Origin of the sequence: Bacillus solimangrovi (assembly GCF_001742425.1) — a bacterium.
GTDB classification, from domain to species: domain Bacteria; phylum Bacillota; class Bacilli; order Bacillales; family Bacillaceae_N; genus Bacillus_AV; species Bacillus_AV solimangrovi.
In genome coordinates this window covers 116,288-135,283 of the sequence record NZ_MJEH01000055.1, presented here as the reverse complement: position 1 = coordinate 135,283, position 18,996 = coordinate 116,288, and the positions used below count along the sequence as shown (strand labels likewise).

The window sequence follows — 18,996 nt, the reverse complement described above, 5'->3', positions numbered from 1 at the left end:
AGGTTTTAAAATGGACTTAGGCTTAAAGGGAAAAGTAGTACTAGTACTAGCCTCAAGTAAAGGTTTGGGTAAAGCAATTGCTGCAAAATTTGCACAAGAGGGTGCGAATGTTATGTTAACGAGTCGAAGTGAAACCGAATTAAAAGCAGTTGCAGAAGATATTACGAAAAAGACTGGTAGTAATGTTACTTATTTTCCTTGTGAATTAACAAATTCATCAGATATAAAACTTCTTGTTAATAAGACAGTTGATATTTTTGGTCGTGTCGACATTCTAATTAATAATGCAGGTGGTCCACCAGCAGGAAAGTTTAATGATTTTGATGATGAACATTGGCAAAAAGCATTTGAATTGAATTTGTTTAGTTATATTCGTGCAATTCGAGAGGTCATCCCATTTATGCGAAGTCAAGGTGGCGGACGCATTTTAAATGTTGCATCTTCTTCTATTAAACAACCAATTGAAGGACTAATATTATCCAATACATTTCGAGCAGGTGTAATTGGATTATCAAAAAGTTTAGCTACTGAGCTTGCTCCTGATAAGATATTAATTAATACACTTGGGCCGGGCAGGATTGCGACAGACCGCGTTGCTCAGTTGGACCAGGTTATCGCAGATAAACAGAGTATATCGGTGGAAGAAGTAATAGAAAGAACGAAATCTGTCATTCCCCTTGGTCGTTACGGAACTCCTGAGGAATTTGCGACAACAGCAGTGTTCTTATGTTCAGATGCGAATACGTATGTTACGGGTCAAGCTTTATTAGTTGATGGAGGAATGGTGAAGGCTCTATAAGAATTTCTATTGAATGAGCTATAACGTTTGCATTATCTCATAAAATATAGATTTCTTTAGAACATTGTTTTGAACGGATTATTTCAATTTATTGCTAGCAACCTTATGTTGAACTAAAAGTTTTATTCTAGTATAACTGTAAGTAACGCTTGTGTATGAATCTAACTTTATTAATAGATAATAATTTTGTTTCTAATATAAGTTCGTTTATAATGTACTAGTAGTCTAGTAAGGAGGGGAAGATATGAATATTACTATGATCATGCTACATTCACACGTTACTGGATGGACAATTACGTTAATTCTATTCATAATCTGTGCGATGAAGTTAAGAACAGGTCAACCACCGAAAGCTTTGCATATGATCTTACGTCTTATGTATATTATTGTGTTGGTTACAGGTTCCCACTTATTGTTTGCTGTTTGGCAAATGGCTCCAATGGCAATTGTAAAAGGTTTAGTTGGATTATGGGTTATTTCAACAATGGAAATGACACTCGTTCGTGGTACGAAAGGTAAGCCAATTAAAGGTTCAATTATCCAATTTGTTATTGCACTTATCTTAGTATTTATTCTTGGATATGGAGTACTCGGTTAAAAAAACTGCTAAGGCAGTTTTTTTATTTGGAGTGAAAGAGGAGGTATCTAGAGGTAACAATCTTTAAAATGCTAGGACAGTACTTTACACTTGTGATATTCCTTATATATAGCTATTTAAAAGTCATTCAATTCATTTTTTTGCATAAGTTAGATTTATAAGGGCTACTTGTGTGAAAAACGACTTGTGCATGATGAAAGGATGAATACCATGTGTGGAATAACTGGCTGGATTGATTGGAATCAAGATCTACGTCACGCTAACAAAACTGTGCATAAAATGGCACAAACTTTGAACAAACGAGGTCCTGATGCTTTGGAAATATGGACTTCAACACATGCAGCTTTCGGGCATACTCGATTAATTGTTGTAGACCCTGAGGGCGGTAGGCAGCCGATGACAAAAGAAAAAGATGGTTCTCAATATACACTCGTATACAACGGTGAGCTGTACAATACAGAAGATATTCGGAAAGAATTGTTACAAAGAGGATACCGATTCAAATCGCACTCAGATACTGAAGTACTTCTAACTTCCTATATTGAATGGAAGGAACAGTGTGTTGAGCATTTGAACGGTATTTTTGCTTTTGCAGTTTGGGATGAAGCAAATCAACAAATATTTATGGCGAGAGATCGATTAGGTGTAAAGCCATTTTTTTACCGTGATAGTGGGGGAAGTTTGTTGTTTGGTTCTGAGTTAAAAGCGATTCTTGCTCACCCTAATGTGAAATGTGAGGTCGATTCAGAAGGAATGTCGGAGGTGCTTGGTTTAGGACCTTCACGCTCCCCAGGACATGGTGTATTTAAAGGCATAAAGGAGTTGCGACCCGGACATTGTATGAAATTGACTAGGTCAGGATTAAAAGTGTGGCGTTATTGGAATGTAAAAAGTAACGAGCATACAGACACGTTTGATGAAACAGTAGCAAATGTTCGAAGTCTATTTCTAGATACGGTTGAGCGTCAACTTGTATCAGATGTTCCACTTTGTACATTCTTATCAGGTGGACTGGACTCTAGTGCAATTACCGCTCGTGCTGCAAACGTATATGCTAACGTGGGAAATGAACAGCTTCATACATTTTCAATTGATTATGTTGATAATGAGAAGTATTTTAAGGCGACTGAGTTTCAACCTAACTCTGATAAACATTATATTGAGGTAATGTCGGATACGTTTAATACTGTCCATCACAGATGCGTTATTGGTACCGAGGAATTAACTGATTTATTAAAGGAAGCGGTAATTACAAGAGACCTCCCTGGAATGGCGGATGTAGATTCATCACTGCTTTGGTTTTGTAGGCAAATTAAAAAACATGCGACTGTAAGTTTATCAGGGGAGTGTGCGGATGAAATATTTGGAGGGTATCCTTGGTTCCATAGGAAAGAAGATTTAGAGAGAGAAGGATTTCCTTGGATGCGTTCAATGAATGAAAGAATTAGTCTACTCGATTCACATTGGCAACAGAAACTTGATTTGAAAGGGTATGTGAAAGACCGTTACGATGAAACGATATCGGAAATGCCACGGTTGGATGGTGAATCGATTGAGGAGCGACAACGAAGGGAATTGTTTTATATAAATATGCTTTGGTTTATGACTACTCTACTAGATCGGAAAGATCGAATGAGTATGGGGGCATCATTAGAAGTTCGTGTGCCTTTCGCTGATCATCGCCTTGTTGAATATGTATGGAATATACCATGGGAAATGAAAATGCATGGTGATCGTGAGAAAGGTCTTTTACGAAAGGCACTTGAAGGGTTATTGCCAAATGAAATTCTTTATCGGAAAAAAAGTCCATATCCTAAAACACATAACCCCAATTATACAGTCGCAGTTCAAGGATGGATGAATGAGATTCTCTCGAATAAAAACGCTCCGCTATTTGAATTTTTTGAATATGAAAAAATTAAAGAGCTTTCTGATTCAGCGGGTGAATCATTTCAGACTCCATTTTTTGGCCAGTTGATGACAGGCCCACAATTAATCGCATATTTAGCACAAACAAACTACTGGCTAGAGCAATATAATGTGAATATCGTTCAGTAAACCTCTTCAATATGAAGGGGTTTTTTATTGTGTAATAACAGAAGTGAAAAGTTCTGTCATTGAGCTTAAATATACAATAGATATAGGGTGAACGATTTTATTTGTAGTTTGTGATGCAATGCTAATTTTAAAAGAAAGTTTGCTATAATTTTAATTGAAAGATAAAAGGTGATGAATAGAAAGACCGTCCCCTCAATTGAGAAGATAGAAATTATAAATTATTTCAGGAGGTAAATGTATGTTAAAGATTAATATCAGTGTACGCCCTTAACAGGGGGCGTACCTTTCTAAACCACCTTCAAAACAGGAGGTTTAGAAATGAATCAATATTTATTTCTGTATGGAAAAGGATTTTCAGATTTTGCTAGTCGTATAAATTTTATTGCGTCTACATCATTTTTGATTGCAAATACAAATAGTAGTATATGGCTTGCAGTATATTTTCTAAGTAGACAGATTGGGGCTATCTTATCAAGTGTCATCATAAGTGTGTTGCCGATTTCTTTTAGTAACAAGCGTTTAATGATTATTGGTGATTTGTTATGTGGGATAACAATGATTGTACTATGTATATATCCATCTCCAGTGACAGTTATAGTAAGTGCAGGCTTAATTGGAGCAATGTATCCTATATTTCAAGTAAGCTTCCAAGCGATACTACCTGATTTGTTTGGAAAGCATGCGCTTGTGTCAATAAACTCGTTACTCATGAAGATAACTTCTGTTATTAGTATAATTGGTTTTCTTGTTGGTGGTATAATTGCATATAAATTCGGCTATCGAATGGTCTTGTTATTTGATGGAATTACCTATTTTGTCTCACTACTTACAATTTTAAAACTTAAAGAAAAAGAGACGAATGACCGACAAGAGCTAAGAACGACACCGTTTGTTAATGAAAACAAATCGTTGAAGAAATTGTTCAGTGAACAGCCGTTATTACGTCATCTTATTATTGGAAGTGGTGTTTATGCGTTTGCCGTTTCGGGATACAATTTTGGACTTCCGTTACTTTCTACAGAATTTGCGGAATATCATTCAATTGCAAATGGGCTGATGTGGTCATCTGTTGCTGTCGGAACATTGTTAGGAGCAATTTATTTCAAATGTAACACATCCTTACCAAACCGTGTGCTTCCGTTAGTAGGGTTTGTATATAGTGTTTTGATGATACTGCCTTTTTTGAACGATAATCTTATATTTGTTGTGTTCATTTTAATACTAGTTGGTTTTATAGAATCAGGTTTTCAAATTTCTCATGCAACGTTAGTGCAGAGTACACATTCAATATATCTTAATCGTGTGCTAGGAATAAATGAGGTTTTCGTACGTATAGGCTTTTTTTGTGGTTTTCTAATTTTTCCGCTTCTAGAACAAAAGTTACCATTATATATGGTTATTTTAATGATGAACTTAGGGTTGTTTTTCGTATCATATCAGTTTTGGAGATATAGACGTGACGTCTCATTTACTTCTTAATGTGAGAAATAAGGGGATAAAAAAGACCTGCAGCATTTAGTGCTGCAGGTTGAAACAGGAGAGTTGGAGTCCACGAGGATATAGGGGTTTTGTTGGCTGCAGCCCCTCAAGCAACAGCCAAGTTTGGACGGATTAACTAGTTTTTGTTTTTGCTTTGTTAGGAGTGATACCGTCGAGTCGTTTAATTAAGTCAACTCCGAAAGTACCGTTACTTTCTCCCATATTCTCATTGAAAATACTCTTTGTTGATTCATATGCAGATGAACCATGTTCAGCGAAATCAAGACCAGAGATTTCTTCTTCACGTGATACACGGATTGAAGTGAACCGTGTTAAAATGAATAACGAAATTGAAACTGATGCGACAGTCCAAAGGATAACAGCAACTACACCAATGAGTTGAACAGAGACAAGACTTATGCCTCCACCGTAAAATAGTCCGCCTTCAATTGCGAATAGACCAACTGCTACCGTGCCCCAAATTCCACAAATTCCATGAACAGCAATCGCTCCTACTGGATCATCTAGCTTTAATTTTTGATCGATAAATGCAACAGCTTCAACAAGAATAATACCTGCAAGAAGACCAATTATACCTGCTCCGATAAACGAAACGTTTGCACAGCCAGCCGTAATTCCTACTAACCCACCTAAAGCGCCGTTTAAAGTAAGTGAGGCATCAATTCGTTTGTATTTAAATTGAGAATATAACGCACTTCCAATCACACCAGCACTTGCTGCGAGTAATGTTGTAGTGACAACATGAGGTACGAGTGATGTATCTGCAGCAAGTGTACTTCCTGCATTAAAACCAAACCATCCGAACCATAAAATAAACACACCTAATGCTCCAAGAGGGATATTGTGACCTGGAATGACATTAACTTTACCGTTTGAATATTTGCCTATCCGCCCTCCAAGGAATGAAACAGCAACAATTGCACCTAAAGCACCAGTTAAATGAACAACAGTTGAACCTGCAAAATCAGTGAATCCCATTTGAGCAAGCCATCCTCCACCCCAAACCCAATGACCGACAACGGGATAGATGAGACCTGTCATGAGAACGGTCAATAATAAGTAGGAAGATAATTTGATGCGTTCAGCTACTGCTCCAGAAATGATAGTCGCACAAGTAGCGGCAAACATTGCTTGGAAAGCAAAGAACCCAACTTGATCTTCATGTCCTTTTAAAAGAAATCCATTTGTCCCTATCAATCCACCTGTTGAATTTCCGAACATTAAACCATAACCAACGACGAAGTAAAGAATAGATGCAATAGAGATCGTCATCATATTTTTCATTAGAATGTTAAGAGCATTTTTGGAACGGGTGAATCCAGTCTCTACCATTGCAAAACCTGCATGCATGAAAAAAACTAAGAATGCGGCAATCATAATCCACATCATATCCATTGCACTAATTACCGATTCAACTGTAGGTGTAGCTTCAGCAGCGTAAGCAGTTGTGCTAAAGATAAAGCTGACTAACGAGAGGCTAAATATCTTTTTCTTCAAATTGTTTCATCCTTCCGATTTGTTTTCTTTAAAGCTGATGAAAAGGGGTATTAGGTTTTATAAAATTAAAAAATGCTATAACTTGTGGAGTCTGAAACCTAGATGATTTGTAGTAAATGTTAGTTGTTATAATTTGAAGGTTTGCATAATAGAAAAGGAATCTTTTTATTAGATTAGAGCTTTATATCCATGTTCACCTGTACGGATACGAATCACATTTTCAACAGGGTAGATAAATATTTTTCCGTCACCGACTTCACCTGTTGAGCAAGTTAGTTGAATACTTTCAACAATGTTGTTAACTTGCTGTTCTTCAATAATCATTTCTACCTTAACTTTAGGATAGAGGTTAATTTCAAAGCGATTACCACGAAAGATTCCTTCTTTTCCTTTTTGTTTCCCACATCCTGCCACTTCGGAAACGGTTAGTCCATGAATTCCGATTTGTTCAAGTTTTGAGCGTAATGCTTGGAATTGTTCCGGTCGAATAATAGCTTCAACTTTCTTCACTGTTTTACCTACTCCTTTATGTTAGTTTTTTTAACATCATTTGTTATGTTTTATATAATAACTAAAAAAATAGGTAAAATCAAGATAATTTTTTGAAAATTCATTTATATTTAGATTTGAATGTTAAGAATATTAACATTTGATTTAACATGTATATGTTTTCCTGCATATTTCACTATTGTTCTTGTAAAAGATAATCAATAAATGAAGATATGTGATGAGGTGAGTTGTGATGGTTGTAAGGTGTGGATTATCGCTATTACTAATGTTGTTAATTTTTAGTGGGTGTCAGCAAGGGGCACAACAATCGACTGAAAAACATAATGCACCGCTACAAGTAAATGTTGAGCAAAATAAATGGACAAATGAAATGAAAACAATCCAAGCCGTACGAGATATTGTACTTCCGATGAAGCAAGTTTTGAAAATGAAAACTGTAGCGTATGAAAAAGATATCATTGTAGTTCTTGAGTTAAAGCATCTCTACACATTTCGCTCTGAGCGCATTATTAAGCAAGCCAAGGAAAAAATAAAAAAAGAGTTCCCTAAGAAAAAAGTAAAAGTGACGACTGATCATAAAATTTATATTGAGCTAGAAAAGCTTCAAAAGAAAATGGAAGATAATCAAATAAGTGAAAAAGAGCTCAAAAAGGAATTGAAAAATGTGAAAAAATTATTAAAACAAACTTGAGAGAAGGTGGAGGACTTGCAAAAAAAAGATAACGAAAAAACACCTGAGATGAAGGCATATGAAAAAACAATGAAAGAGTACACGATAAATCGTCCGATACTTAAAAATTGTTTGCTCGCTTTTTTTGTAGGTGGAACAATCTGTTTAATAGGACAAATGCTTCAATCCTTTTTCATGAGGAATTTTAATTTTACAGAACAAACAGCTGGAGACCCAACAGTTGCTGTATTAATTTTCATAACAATGTTAATAACTGGATTTGGTTTTTATGATAAAATCGCTCAATTTTCTGGAGCTGGAACAGCAGTTCCAATAACGGGGTTTGGTAATGCAGTTATTTCGGCAGCAATTGAACATCGTTCAGAAGGACTTGTACTCGGTACAGGTGGAAATATGTTTAAACTAGCAGGATCAGTTATTATGTTTGGGGTATTTGCTGCTTTTGTGATTTCAGTTATTAAAACGTTTCTCATTCAATTTGGTGTAATTTAAGCGTGAATGAAAGGAGAGGTACTGATGATTATTTATTTTTGGGCATTCGTTGTAGGAGGGCTTATATGTGTTATTGGACAATTATTAATGGACGTGTTTAAGATGACCCCTGCACATGCATTGAGTATATTAGTGGTAGCAGGTGCAATATTAGCAGGTTTTGGAGTGTATGATAATCTCATTGACTTTGCAGGAGCGGGTGCAACAGTTCCAATAATGAGTTTTGGCAATGCTTTAGTCGATGGTGCAATGACTGAAGCCGAGCAGTACGGAATAATTGGAGTAATTACAGGAATGTTTGAAGTAACAAGTGCTGGTATCTCAGCTGCAATTGTATTTGGTTTTCTTGGTGCTGTATTATTTAAGCCAAAAGGTTAAGGTGAAACCTTAATCTGTGGAGTTTTCTATTATTGTTACGTTTAAGTATGTGAACTAATTGGATCGGATTTTTTAGGTTAGTCGGTATACGTGTGAGTTGAAACGAGATAAAACTCCCTGTCCAATCATACAGGGAGTAAGAGTTTCGAGTTATTGGAAGTGGAGAACGATAAAATCAAGTGCATTAACTTTCACTGTTAATTGATTTCCTTGTATAAGATGACATGCATCTTCATTTGTCCATATATTTTGAATGGTATTGTAGTGAGTTGACATTGGAACTGTTATTTCTACAGGCTCATTGGCACTATTAATAAAAAAAAGTAACTTTTCATCATCTGTTATTTTTTCGTATACAATTGTATTTTGTATGTGATTATATGGTATGAACTGAAACTTACCGGCACTTCCAAAAGGTTTAAGTGTGTGACGAAAGAAAGTGCATTTTTGAATGAAGTTATACATATCTAAGTTTTGTTTACTTTCATCCCAAACCATGCATGCCCGACAGTCTGGATCAGCCCCTCCGCTCATTCCGATTTCTTCTCCATAATAAATGCATGGACTACCTGGGTAGGAGAGGAAAAATAAGTACATTAACTTAACTTTTTCGAGTTCTCCATTACAAACATTTAAAACTCTTTGTGTATCATGACTACTAATAATGTTCATCAACACATCGTTGACATAAGGTGGATACATTTGAAGTAAGGAAGTAATGCTCCCTTGAAAATTTTGTGCGTCTATTTTATCTTGACCAAAATAATGGATGAGTAACATAGAGAGAGGATAGTTCATTACACTATCAAATTGGTCACCTCGTAACCATGGTAAGGCATCATGCCATACTTCTCCGACGATATATGCCTCTGGATTGATCTCCTTTATTCTAACTCGAAATTCTCTCCAAAAAGAGTGATCAACTTCATTAGCAACGTCCAATCTCCAGCCATCAATTTGAAATTCCTTCGTCCAAGCACAGGCAATATCGATAAGATATTTCTTTACATCAGGATGTGTAGTATTAAATTTTGGCATAGAATCTTCAAAAGCAAACGTTTCGTAACCTGATTGATGAGTGTGAAACCAGTGATAATAAGGAGAAGTACTACCATGTTTTTTAACATCAATAAACAAAGGAAAATCTTTACCACAGTGATTGAATACAGCATCTAAGATGATGCGAATGCCCCGTTCATGACACATAGTGATAAGTGCCTTTAGAATTTCCTTGTCTCCGAAATGTGGATCGATTTCTCGATAATTTGTCGTGTTGTATTTATGGTTTGAAGGAGATAAAAAAATTGGTGTAAGATAAATACCTGTAATTCCTAGTTTCTCAAGATAATCGATGTGATTGATGATCCCTTGTAAATCACCTCCGAAAAAATTATCGAACGTAGGTTTTTGACTTCCCCAATTCTCGGTATTAGGAGGATTAATTGTTGAATCACCATTTGCAAACCGTTCTGGGAAAATTTGATACCAAATCGTATCCTTTACCCAAGAAGGTGCATGAAATTGTTCGGTTTGATGGAGATAGGGATGAGCGAAATAATAGGATGTATCATCATAAGTAGTGACTTGATAAAATCCTTTTTCAGTATAAGTCCATTGTTCGGTTTCACAACATACTTCAAAGACATAACGAAGACGTTTGAATGTTGGCTTTACCTTACAAACCCAATAATCAAAAAGTTGATCACTTCCAATGATATTCATTTTCTTACGTGTGTTTTGCCATTGACCTTCATGCCAATCGTAAGGATCTCCATATACAAGTGTGACATCTGTTAAATCCCCTTTTTTTGAACGAAGTTTTATCTCAATCGTTTGTTGATCAATTCCATATAGGTACGGTACATCTGTACGATGATATATAGCTGCTTTATCCACTACAATTCCCCTCACTTTTACTCTGACAACGTAGTCTTATGATCAGCATACCCTCTTCTTTTAATAATTTATTCAAATTTGTGGTAAAGTTTAAGGACTAGATGTAGGATAATTATTAAATGTTTACCAATTTGTTTCCTTCAATTATGATGGTTGGTAAGTATTAAAGTAGATAGATATAAAATTTAAGTTATTCATGGGATTTAATAAAGTGAAACGTCTATCACGGTCTGTTGTCTTTCAACCTCACACTGATGAATAGAGGAATCAATCAGTGGACATGTGATAATTGTGATTTTAATGAATTGTAAGGAGTTTGTGATGATTCAACATACTTTCAATGAACGTATAATTGAGAAGTTAGTAACTATTATAACCGAACATAAACAAAAGATTATGGCTAACTGGCTAGAAACAATCTATTTGTTGAAAGATGATCCGTTTTATGATGAGATCGTATTGAATGCCGAAAGTACAATTACGTTTATTTTAAAATATCTTAAAGAAGATGATGAAGATTATGTTATCCATCTAACTCGAAAGATTGCTATTGAACGTATACAGGCAGGTGTAAACATTAATGAACTTGTGAACAACATTAATGTAGGTCGAACAATTATTAATCGATTAATTATAGATTCTGATTTGGATGAGCAAGAAAAGTTGGAAGGCATGGTACTGGTCGATCAAGTGTTTCATAAATTTCTATATTATGCAGTTAAGGAATATACAGAGTTGAAGGATAAAATCATTCGTGAGAAAAACTTATTTATTCAAGAGATGCATACTGATCGCTTATCAATTCTTGGACAAATTGCAGCAAGTTTTGCTCATGAATTTCGTAATCCATTAACATCGATTAAAGGATTCTTGAAATTACTGACACAAAAATATAAAAATGATGAACAAGCTAAATATTATTTTGAGATTGTGGACAATGAAGTTGAGAGTTTAGAAGGCAAGCTTTCACAATTTTTGTATCTTTCTAAAGTACGTGGTTTAGATGATGAGATGAATGTCGTTAATTTGAATGACATTGTGCAAGATATGGTTAATTTTCTCTATCCCAAATTTCTTGAAGAAACTATTGAGGTTGTCATTGAGTTAAATGAAGATTGTTATATTGAAGCTGTTGAAGACCAAATTAAACAAATTTTATTAAATATTTTAACAAATGCTGTTGAGGAGCTAGCAAGCCTTGCTTCATCTCGATTAATTCGAATATCTGTTTTCACAAAGGGAGACAGTGGGGTTTTAGAAATAGCTAATAATGGCACGAAAATACCTGATTATTTAGAGAGTAACATTTTTGAACCATTTGTAACGACAAAAGATGTTGGAACTGGTTTAGGACTGTCAGTATGTAAGCAAATAGTCGAAAAGCATAATGGTTCGTTACAAGTGGATTCTCAAGAAGATTGGACAACTTTTTTAATTAAGTTCCCATTAACTAAAGTATACTAGGGTGAAAAAACCCCTTTACTTCATTTTAAGTATGAAGTAAAGGGGTTTACAATTTCCTTATTAATTAACGTTAAAATAACGAGCTTCTGGATGAGCAAACACAATTGCAGAAACAGATGCTTCAGGTTGCATCATAAAGCCATCTGTTAATTGTACACCAATATCTTCTGGGTGAAGTAAATCAAATAGCAATTCTTGATCTTCAAGGTTTGGACAAGCTGGATATCCGAATGAAAAACGTTGTCCTTGATATCTGGCAGAAAAACGATCTTGCATTGTCATCTCTACTGAATCTGGGAATCCCCAATTATCTCGGATAAGTTGGTGGACACGTTCAGCTAGACCTTCAGCTGTTTCTAGAGCAAGTGCTTGTAATGCGTGATTTTTCAAAAATTCTCCGTCGGATTTTAGTTGATCTGCTTTGTTTCTTACACCGATTCCTGCCGTTACGGTCATAAATCCAACATAATCCATTTCTCCACTTGATACAGGACGAAGGTAGTCTGCTAAACATAAATACGGCTTCTTATGCTGTCTAGGGAACGTGAATCTTTTTAACACATGGGAATGGTTGTTCGGATCATAGACAATAACATCATCACCCTCAGCTTGTGCTGGGAAAAACTGATAAACGGCGGCTGCTTTAAGAAATTTTTCGCGTTTTGCTTCTATTAACAGATCATCAACTAATGCTTTGAGTTCAATTACTTTTGAGTTACCTTCTTCTAACAGTTTTTTGATTTTTCCTTTCAGACCAAGATGATGACCAAGTAACATCTGTAGATTAATGTACGGTTGGATTTGTGAGAGATCATAATCTTTAAGTACATGTCGTTTCATATCATTTGGTACAAATACTTGTACATCAGTAGCTACGTTAGAACGCACTTTCGTTAAGGTAGATGTAACGTTGTTTGATTCTTGCTTAATAACAGTAGTTGCCTTCGTTTTTGGTAGTAAGGGAATTTCACCATTGTTCAAGTCGTTAGCAAGGCTAAGACCATTCATCGCATCTTTTGCATACAAAACATGTCCGTCATATTCACCAGCAATTTTATTTTCAGTGAACTTACGCGAGAGTGCCGCACCTCCAACGAGGATAGGGATTGAGATGTTAGCTTGCTTTAAATCTTGTGCTGTTAGTACCATTTGTTGAGCGGACTTAACGAGTAAGCCTGAGAGACCAATAATATCTGGTTGTTCCTTTTGAACGACTGAGATTAATTCAGAGGGAGTCACTTTAATGCCAAGATCAATGACTTCAAAGCCATTATTACTCAAGATGATTTCAACGAGATTTTTTCCGATATCGTGAACATCTCCCTTTACAGTTGCAAGTACAATCTTTCCTTTTTTACCAGAGTTATCTGTTGCTTCCATATAGTCTTCAAGAAATGTAACAGATGCTTTCATCACTTCAGCACTTTGTAGAACTTCGGCAACGATTAGTTGGTTGTCATTGAATAATCTTCCAACTTCCGCCATGCCTGTCATTAATGGTCCATTAATAATATCAAGAGGTTTATCATATTCATCTAATGCTAGTTCGAGATCTGGGAGAAGACCCTCTTTTGTACCTTCAACAATATAGTTCGCTAGTCGTTCAGGGAGTGATAAGTTTTTTTCGACTTTTACTTGTTTCGTTTTCTTTCCACGATAATGTGCTGTAAAGTCTGCTAAAATCTTATCATTTGTTTCAAATAGTAGTTTTTCTGAAAGTATGACTTCGTCCTCAGGAATGGATGCGAATCGTTCTAGCTTTTCGGTATTTACGATTGCATAGTCTAGTCCAACTCTTGTGCAGTGATATAGAAAAACAGCATTTAATACTTCACGACCAGCGGGAGGCAGTCCGAACGAAACGTTACTTACTCCAAGGATAGTCAAACACTCAGGTAATTCCTCTTTGATAAGGCGAATCCCTTCGACGGTTTCTTTCGCTGCACCGATATAAGCTTCATCTCCAGTTCCAACAGGGAAGACAAGCGGATCGAATATAATATCTGAAGGTGAAATGTTGTGTTCGTTAACAAGGATAGTAAAGCAACGCTTTGCAACTGCTAATTTTCGCTCAGCAGTAACTGCCATTCCTTCTTCATCTATTGTTCCAACGACCACAGCTGCGCCGTACTGTTTAATAATAGGAAGAGTTTTCTCGAACCGTTCAATACCATCTTCAAGGTTAATAGAATTAATGATTGCTTTTCCTTGTGAATATTTAAGAGATTTTTCGATAACTTGCTCATCAGTTGAGTCAATGACGAGTGGAACTTTTACTTTTTGAGTTACTTGTTTCATAAATTGTTCCATATCTGTTAGTTCATCACGATCGGGATTTGCAAGACAAATATCGATAACATGAGCACCGTTTTTCACTTGTTTTCGTGCTATTTCAGCTGCTTCTTCATATTTTTCATTGACGATTAACTCTCTGAATTTTTTAGAACCGATAACATTTGTACGTTCTCCTACAAACAAAGGTCGCATCGTATCGTCATAAATCAATGGTTCAATACCAGAAACTTGGTGGTTTTCACGTTTCTCGTTATGAATACGTGGTTTAATATCTTTTACAGCATCCTTGATTGCACGTATATGGTCAGGGGTAGTACCGCAACAACCTCCTACGATGTTTAACCAGCCTTTTTCTGCAAATGCTTTGAGTTTGGCAGCCAGTGATTGTGGTGTTTCGTGATAATTGCCTTCTTCATCCGGTAATCCGGCATTTGGATAACAGTGTACAGCACAGTCGGCGAGATTTGAGAGTGAACGGATATGATCAGTCATGAATTCTGGCCCTGTTGCACAATTAAGTCCAATAGCAACAGGTTGCATATGTTCGATAGAAATGTAGAAGCTTTCAATATTTTGACCTGCAAGTGTCGTTCCCATCGGTTCAATTGTTCCAGAAATAATGAGAGGTAGAGATTTTTTGCATGCGCGTTGTGCGCGTTGAATGCCGAGATAACCAGCTTTAACATTTAACGTATCTTGGCTCGTTTCTAAAAGTAGAAGATGTGAGCCACCATCAATTAAGCCTTTTGCTTGAGTTTCATAGTCTTCTACTAATTGCTCAAAGGTAATCCCACCTGTTACAGACAGTGTCTTCGTTGTTGGTCCTAGTGCACCAGCTACAAAACGGGGGTGGTCGTCTGTTGAGAATTCTTCAACTACCTTTGCAGCAAGCTCAGCAGAACGTCGGTTGATTTCATATGCTTTGTGACCGAGATCATATTCATCTAAGACAACGGGTGTTCCACCGAAAGAGTTTGTTTCAATTATATCTGCGCCAGCTTCTAGATAAGAGCGGTGAATCCATTCAATCACTTGTGGGGAAGTGAGGTTAAGATATTCATTGCAGCCTTCGTACTCAGGTCCGCCAAAGTCTTCAATGCTTAAGTCAGCTTCTTGTAGCATCGTGCCCATTGCACCATCAAATATAAGAATACGCTGTTGTAAATGTTTGAGAAATTGATTGTTAGACATGATGAACCTTCCTCTCTATAGATGAGTTATCTTTTTGATGAATATAATGAGCTAATGTAGCCGTCATTTTATAACGCATAAATGGTGTAATTAAGTATATTCCATTGAAGTATTGCATCGCTGTATCAATCAATTCTTTCGCAATAGCAATCCCTTCAGACTGCGCACTTTCCTTATCAGTCCCGCATTTTACCATTCTTTCCCTCGTTTGATCGCTTAGCTTAATGCCCGGTACTTCATGATGAAGGAATTCGGCATTTTTACTGCTAACGAGTGGCATAATTCCTATATAAATTGGAGTAGTTAAGTGTTTCGTAGCTTGATAGATTTCCTCAATTTGAACTCGTGAAAAAATTGGTTGACTGATGAAGTAATCTGCACCGTATTCAATTTTTTTCTCAAGACGTTGAACAGCTTTTTCTAAGTGACGGACATTAGGATTGAATGCGGCTCCAACTGAGAACGAACATTTTTGTTTTAGCGGTTTTCCCGAGAAAGACACTCCTTCGTTCAATTGCTTAATGTATTGAATTAATTCAAACGAAGATAAGTCATAGACAGAGCTAGCTCCAGGGAAGTCACCAACTTTTGTTGGGTCTCCAGTAACTGCAAGGACATCATGCAGACCGAGTGTATGAAGACCCATCAAGTGAGATTGTAGGCCGATTAGATTTCGGTCACGACATGTTAAATGAACGAGTGGTCGTGTTTTGTATTCATTTTTTGCTATTGTCGCCATGGCAGTATTACTAATTCTAGGAGAAGCAAGTGAGTTATCTGCTAATGTCAATGCATCGATGCCAGCTTCTTTTAATGCCTTTGTTCCTTCGAAAAATGTCTGAGTATCAAGGTGTTTAGGTGGATCAAGCTCAACGATTACCGATCGACGTTCTTTAGCAATATCTTGTAATGGGACTTCCTCACGTTTTGTTTGTTGTACTGTAATTTCCGATCGAAACGGTTTAATTACTTTTTCACTGACTGGTTTCTGTCCTTTTAATTTTGAGTGAAAGGCTTGTATGTGTTCAGGAGTCGTTCCACAACATCCACCGAGTAAACGGACACCTTGTTCACGCAAGTCAAGTGCGCATTGCTCGAAATAACTTGCATCTGATTCGTAAATAAATCGACCATCAACATAATCAGGTAAGCTTGCATTAGGATAAGCGGATAGGTAAGCGTGATCTAGTAATGGTACTTGTTCTAGTGATTGAATGATGTGATAAGGACCCAGTCTACAATTAACACCTGTTACGTTTGCCCCAAGTTCGGCAAGTTGTTTTAGCCCTTCAGCTAAAGGAGTTCCATCTTGGAGAACACCAACTTCATGCAATGATAATTGTGCAACAATCGGTTTATCTGTTTCTTTTCTTGCAATTTCTAGAACTGTTTTTAATTCAGTAAAATCATAATATGTTTCGAGTAACAATCCATCTACGTCTTCTGTTAATAGTGGGTAAAGTTGTTCACGAAATGTACGTTTTACTTCGGTAAGCGTAATATCCTGCTTTCTTATACCTCGTAAACCACCCATTGTTCCGAGGACGTGTGTTTGTTCTTTGGTTTTACTTGCACGTTTTGCAATTCGGCAAGCTTGCTCATTTAACTTTTTCACTTGATCTTCTAAACCGTATCGAGCTAATTTAATATAGTTTGCACCATAAGTATTTGTTTGGATAACATCTGAACCAGCCTTTAAATAGGCGAGATGAATTTGTTCAATTCGTTCTGGTTGAGATGTATTCAGTTCTTCGAAGCAAAAATCGACTCCGTAAGAATATAACAATGTACCCATCGCACCATCACCAATTAAGATTTCATCTTTTAAGCGTTCTAGTAATTTCATATTCTCCACCACCTTCTTTTTTATGAAGAAAAGGAACGAAGCGAATAAAAATAATATTATTCATTATTTCGCACGTTGCACTTATCAATGTTGAATTATATTTCATGGAATTGATTAAAAGAGCAATAAAATAAGCCATCTTCTTGGAAATAAGAAGAATGGCTGTGTATTTGAATTCTTCTTATCTATCAAGCTTTAAACACTTGCTGGAGTTAGCACCTGACCATTTAGGCTGGTTGCTGAGACTTCGTAGGGCCAGATCCCTCCGTCTCTCTTGATAAGAATTAACTATTTAATTTAGTAGCTTGTTATGTAATGTACACCACCTTTATGTGAATTGCAAGAAAATTTTGAAGTGAAAATCATAAAAATAAAAATCCCGTTATCATTTTTAGATAACAGGATTAGTTATTACAAGTGATCGGTCTTTTTTGAGAATTGACGTTCACCGTTCTGACGGTTTTTTTCGATGATTTCATTTTTTTTCGCACGTTGAGCATTTTTATCAACTGGTTTTTTATCATTATCTTTTGTAGATGACATAAGTGCAGCTCCCTTCGTAAGTTGCTGTACTTATTCTTTGTAGTATTTATTTAATTATTCTTCAACTTTATTTAAGAAAAATAAAGCGAGTGCGCCTGTGCCAGTATGTGCACCTATTGCTGAACCAAGAGGTTGAATTAAGAAATCTTTTGCACCAAACTTTTCTTTTACTAATTCTTTTAATTTTAATGCACTTTCTTCATCATTTCCATGTGTAATACCGATTGTTTGTTGAGCTATCTTAGAGCCACGTTCTTCAACTATTTCCAGTAGTCGTTTAATTAGCTTTTTTCGCCCTCTTATTTTTTCGAAAGGAAAGAGTTTACCATCATCAAGGTGAAGAATTGGTTTAATGTTTAATAAACCACCGACAAAAGCAGATGTGCGACTAATACGTCCTCCTCTGTATAAGTGCTCAAGTGAATCGACGGTGAAAATGTGTTCTATGTGGTTCGATAATTGTTTTATAACTTGAATAATTTCATTTAAATTTTTATGTTTTTTCACCATTTCAGCTGCACGTTGTACGATAAGACCTTGTCCAAGTGAGCCGCTTTTTGAATCGATAACTGTCAAGTTAAGGTTTGGATATTGACTAGCTACACTTTCCTTCATCATTACTGCAGTTTGATATGTACCTGATAAGTGTGATGAGAAAGCAATGAAAATTGCAGTTTCATTTTCCTTAGCTACGTTCGTAAATGTTTCTTCTAAGATAGCAGGAGAGACTTGGGATGTTTTTGCGATTTTCCCTTTCTCTAATTCTTCATACACAGTTTGTATTTCGATCGTTTCACGGTCTAAATAATCCACACCATCTATATGTACACCGAAAGGCACGCAAGTAATATTTAATTGTTCTAAAATTTCGTTTGATAAGTCACAGCCACTATCAGTAATAATTCGAATACTCATTTAGTCACCTTCTCTTTATCTGTTTAAGTTTATCACGGTTTAACTGACACTAACTAACATTTCAAGGTAAGGGTTGGAGAAAGTATAGAGCAACGATTAAGTGTCAGTAACTACTCTATAGATTCAACTAACCATTTTTGAGAGAATACTTACAATAAAGAAAGTTACACCTTATTTTACGGTTGATACTATCTTTTTTCAATATTTCTAATAGATATTCATAACATATCATAGATAACGATAAGAATGTGCAATTTGTTGCTTTTATTTTACAATAAGAAACTTTATAATTAGCAAAGCATTTCTAAATTTGTTTAATTAGT

15 protein-coding genes and 1 riboswitch are annotated in these 18,996 nt (G+C 36.0%); of the genes, 8 read left to right on the top strand and 7 right to left on the bottom strand.

The genetic code is table 11. From position 1 onward, the window contains the following. The first annotated feature begins 10 nt into the window (after window positions 1–10). The 4 genes from BFG57_RS15550 to BFG57_RS15535 all read left to right on the top strand — a co-directional run bounded on the left by BFG57_RS15550 (window position 11) and on the right by BFG57_RS15535 (window position 4,934). A complete protein-coding gene (locus BFG57_RS15550) occupies window positions 11–799 on the top strand; it encodes an SDR family oxidoreductase (RefSeq protein ID WP_069718402.1) in 789 nt (262 codons plus the stop codon). Between the two features lie 244 nt (window positions 800–1,043). Next, on the top strand, window positions 1,044–1,397 hold the full coding sequence (locus BFG57_RS15545; RefSeq protein WP_083249294.1) for a DUF1516 family protein: 354 nt from the start codon (window positions 1,044–1,046) through the stop codon (window positions 1,395–1,397). Window positions 1,398–1,607: 210 nt separating this feature from the next. Next, entirely contained in the window at window positions 1,608–3,455 is a 1,848-nt protein-coding gene (gene asnB / locus BFG57_RS15540) for an asparagine synthase (glutamine-hydrolyzing) (protein WP_069718401.1), read from the top strand. A gap of 318 nt (window positions 3,456–3,773) precedes the next feature. Then, on the top strand, window positions 3,774–4,934 hold the full coding sequence (locus tag BFG57_RS15535; RefSeq protein ID WP_069718400.1) for an MFS transporter: 1,161 nt from the start codon (window positions 3,774–3,776) through the stop codon (window positions 4,932–4,934). A 132-nt stretch (window positions 4,935–5,066) separates the two neighbouring features. Here the strand turns inward: BFG57_RS15535 and BFG57_RS15530 are convergent, their stop codons facing one another. Together BFG57_RS15530 and BFG57_RS15525 are read right to left on the bottom strand one after the other, a co-directional pair. Further along, a complete protein-coding gene (locus tag BFG57_RS15530; protein WP_069718399.1) occupies window positions 5,067–6,452 on the bottom strand; it encodes an ammonium transporter in 1,386 nt (461 codons plus the stop codon). Between the two features lie 168 nt (window positions 6,453–6,620). Then, on the bottom strand, window positions 6,621–6,962 hold the full coding sequence (locus BFG57_RS15525) for a P-II family nitrogen regulator (RefSeq protein WP_069718398.1): 342 nt from the start codon (window positions 6,960–6,962) through the stop codon (window positions 6,621–6,623). A 232-nt stretch (window positions 6,963–7,194) separates the two neighbouring features. Here BFG57_RS15525 and BFG57_RS15520 point away from each other — a divergent pair, with 232 nt between their 5' ends. From BFG57_RS15520 to spoVAE, 3 genes are read left to right on the top strand one after another with little or no spacing between them, the layout of a single operon-like run. Beyond that, a complete protein-coding gene (locus BFG57_RS15520; protein WP_069718397.1) occupies window positions 7,195–7,653 on the top strand; it encodes a YhcN/YlaJ family sporulation lipoprotein in 459 nt (152 codons plus the stop codon). A 6-nt stretch (window positions 7,654–7,659) separates the two neighbouring features. Then, on the top strand, window positions 7,660–8,145 hold the full coding sequence (spoVAC, locus tag BFG57_RS15515) for a stage V sporulation protein AC (protein ID WP_069718396.1): 486 nt from the start codon (window positions 7,660–7,662) through the stop codon (window positions 8,143–8,145). Window positions 8,146–8,169: 24 nt separating this feature from the next. Continuing rightward, window positions 8,170–8,523, top strand: coding sequence for a stage V sporulation protein AE (spoVAE, locus tag BFG57_RS15510; RefSeq protein ID WP_425388524.1), 354 nt, complete (start codon window positions 8,170–8,172; stop codon window positions 8,521–8,523). Between the two features lie 150 nt (window positions 8,524–8,673). Here spoVAE and BFG57_RS15505 read toward each other — a convergent pair whose 3' ends face one another. Further along, window positions 8,674–10,419, bottom strand: coding sequence for a glycoside hydrolase family 13 protein (locus BFG57_RS15505; protein WP_069718395.1), 1,746 nt, complete (start codon window positions 10,417–10,419; stop codon window positions 8,674–8,676). A 321-nt stretch (window positions 10,420–10,740) separates the two neighbouring features. Here BFG57_RS15505 and BFG57_RS15500 point away from each other — a divergent pair, with 321 nt between their 5' ends. After that, window positions 10,741–11,883: a histidine kinase N-terminal domain-containing protein gene (locus BFG57_RS15500; protein WP_069718394.1), complete on the top strand. Its 1,143-nt coding sequence runs from the start codon at window positions 10,741–10,743 to the stop codon at window positions 11,881–11,883. A 60-nt stretch (window positions 11,884–11,943) separates the two neighbouring features. Here BFG57_RS15500 and metH read toward each other — a convergent pair whose 3' ends face one another. The 4 genes from metH to BFG57_RS15485 all read right to left on the bottom strand — a co-directional run bounded on the left by metH (window position 11,944) and on the right by BFG57_RS15485 (window position 18,673). After that, window positions 11,944–15,369 carry a methionine synthase gene (gene metH, locus BFG57_RS15495; protein WP_069718393.1) on the bottom strand — a complete coding sequence of 1,142 codons (3,426 nt, stop codon included), beginning with the start codon at window positions 15,367–15,369 and terminating at the stop codon, window positions 11,944–11,946. After that, window positions 15,362–17,215 (bottom strand): bifunctional homocysteine S-methyltransferase/methylenetetrahydrofolate reductase, encoded by a 1,854-nt coding sequence (locus BFG57_RS15490; RefSeq protein WP_069718392.1) that lies wholly within the window; start codon window positions 17,213–17,215, stop codon window positions 15,362–15,364. The genes metH and BFG57_RS15490 overlap by 8 nt, the downstream gene beginning before the upstream one ends. 178 nt (window positions 17,216–17,393) lie before the next feature. Beyond that, window positions 17,394–17,499, bottom strand: a riboswitch (SAM riboswitch). 127 nt (window positions 17,500–17,626) lie between these two features. Further along, window positions 17,627–17,758 (bottom strand): DUF3941 domain-containing protein, encoded by a 132-nt coding sequence (locus BFG57_RS18705; protein WP_139125163.1) that lies wholly within the window; start codon window positions 17,756–17,758, stop codon window positions 17,627–17,629. A 54-nt stretch (window positions 17,759–17,812) separates the two neighbouring features. Continuing rightward, the gene (locus BFG57_RS15485) at window positions 17,813–18,673 is read right to left on the bottom strand and encodes a DegV family protein (RefSeq protein ID WP_069718391.1); all 861 of its coding nucleotides are present in this window, start codon (window positions 18,671–18,673) and stop codon (window positions 17,813–17,815) included. Window positions 18,674–18,996: the final 323 nt, after the last annotated feature.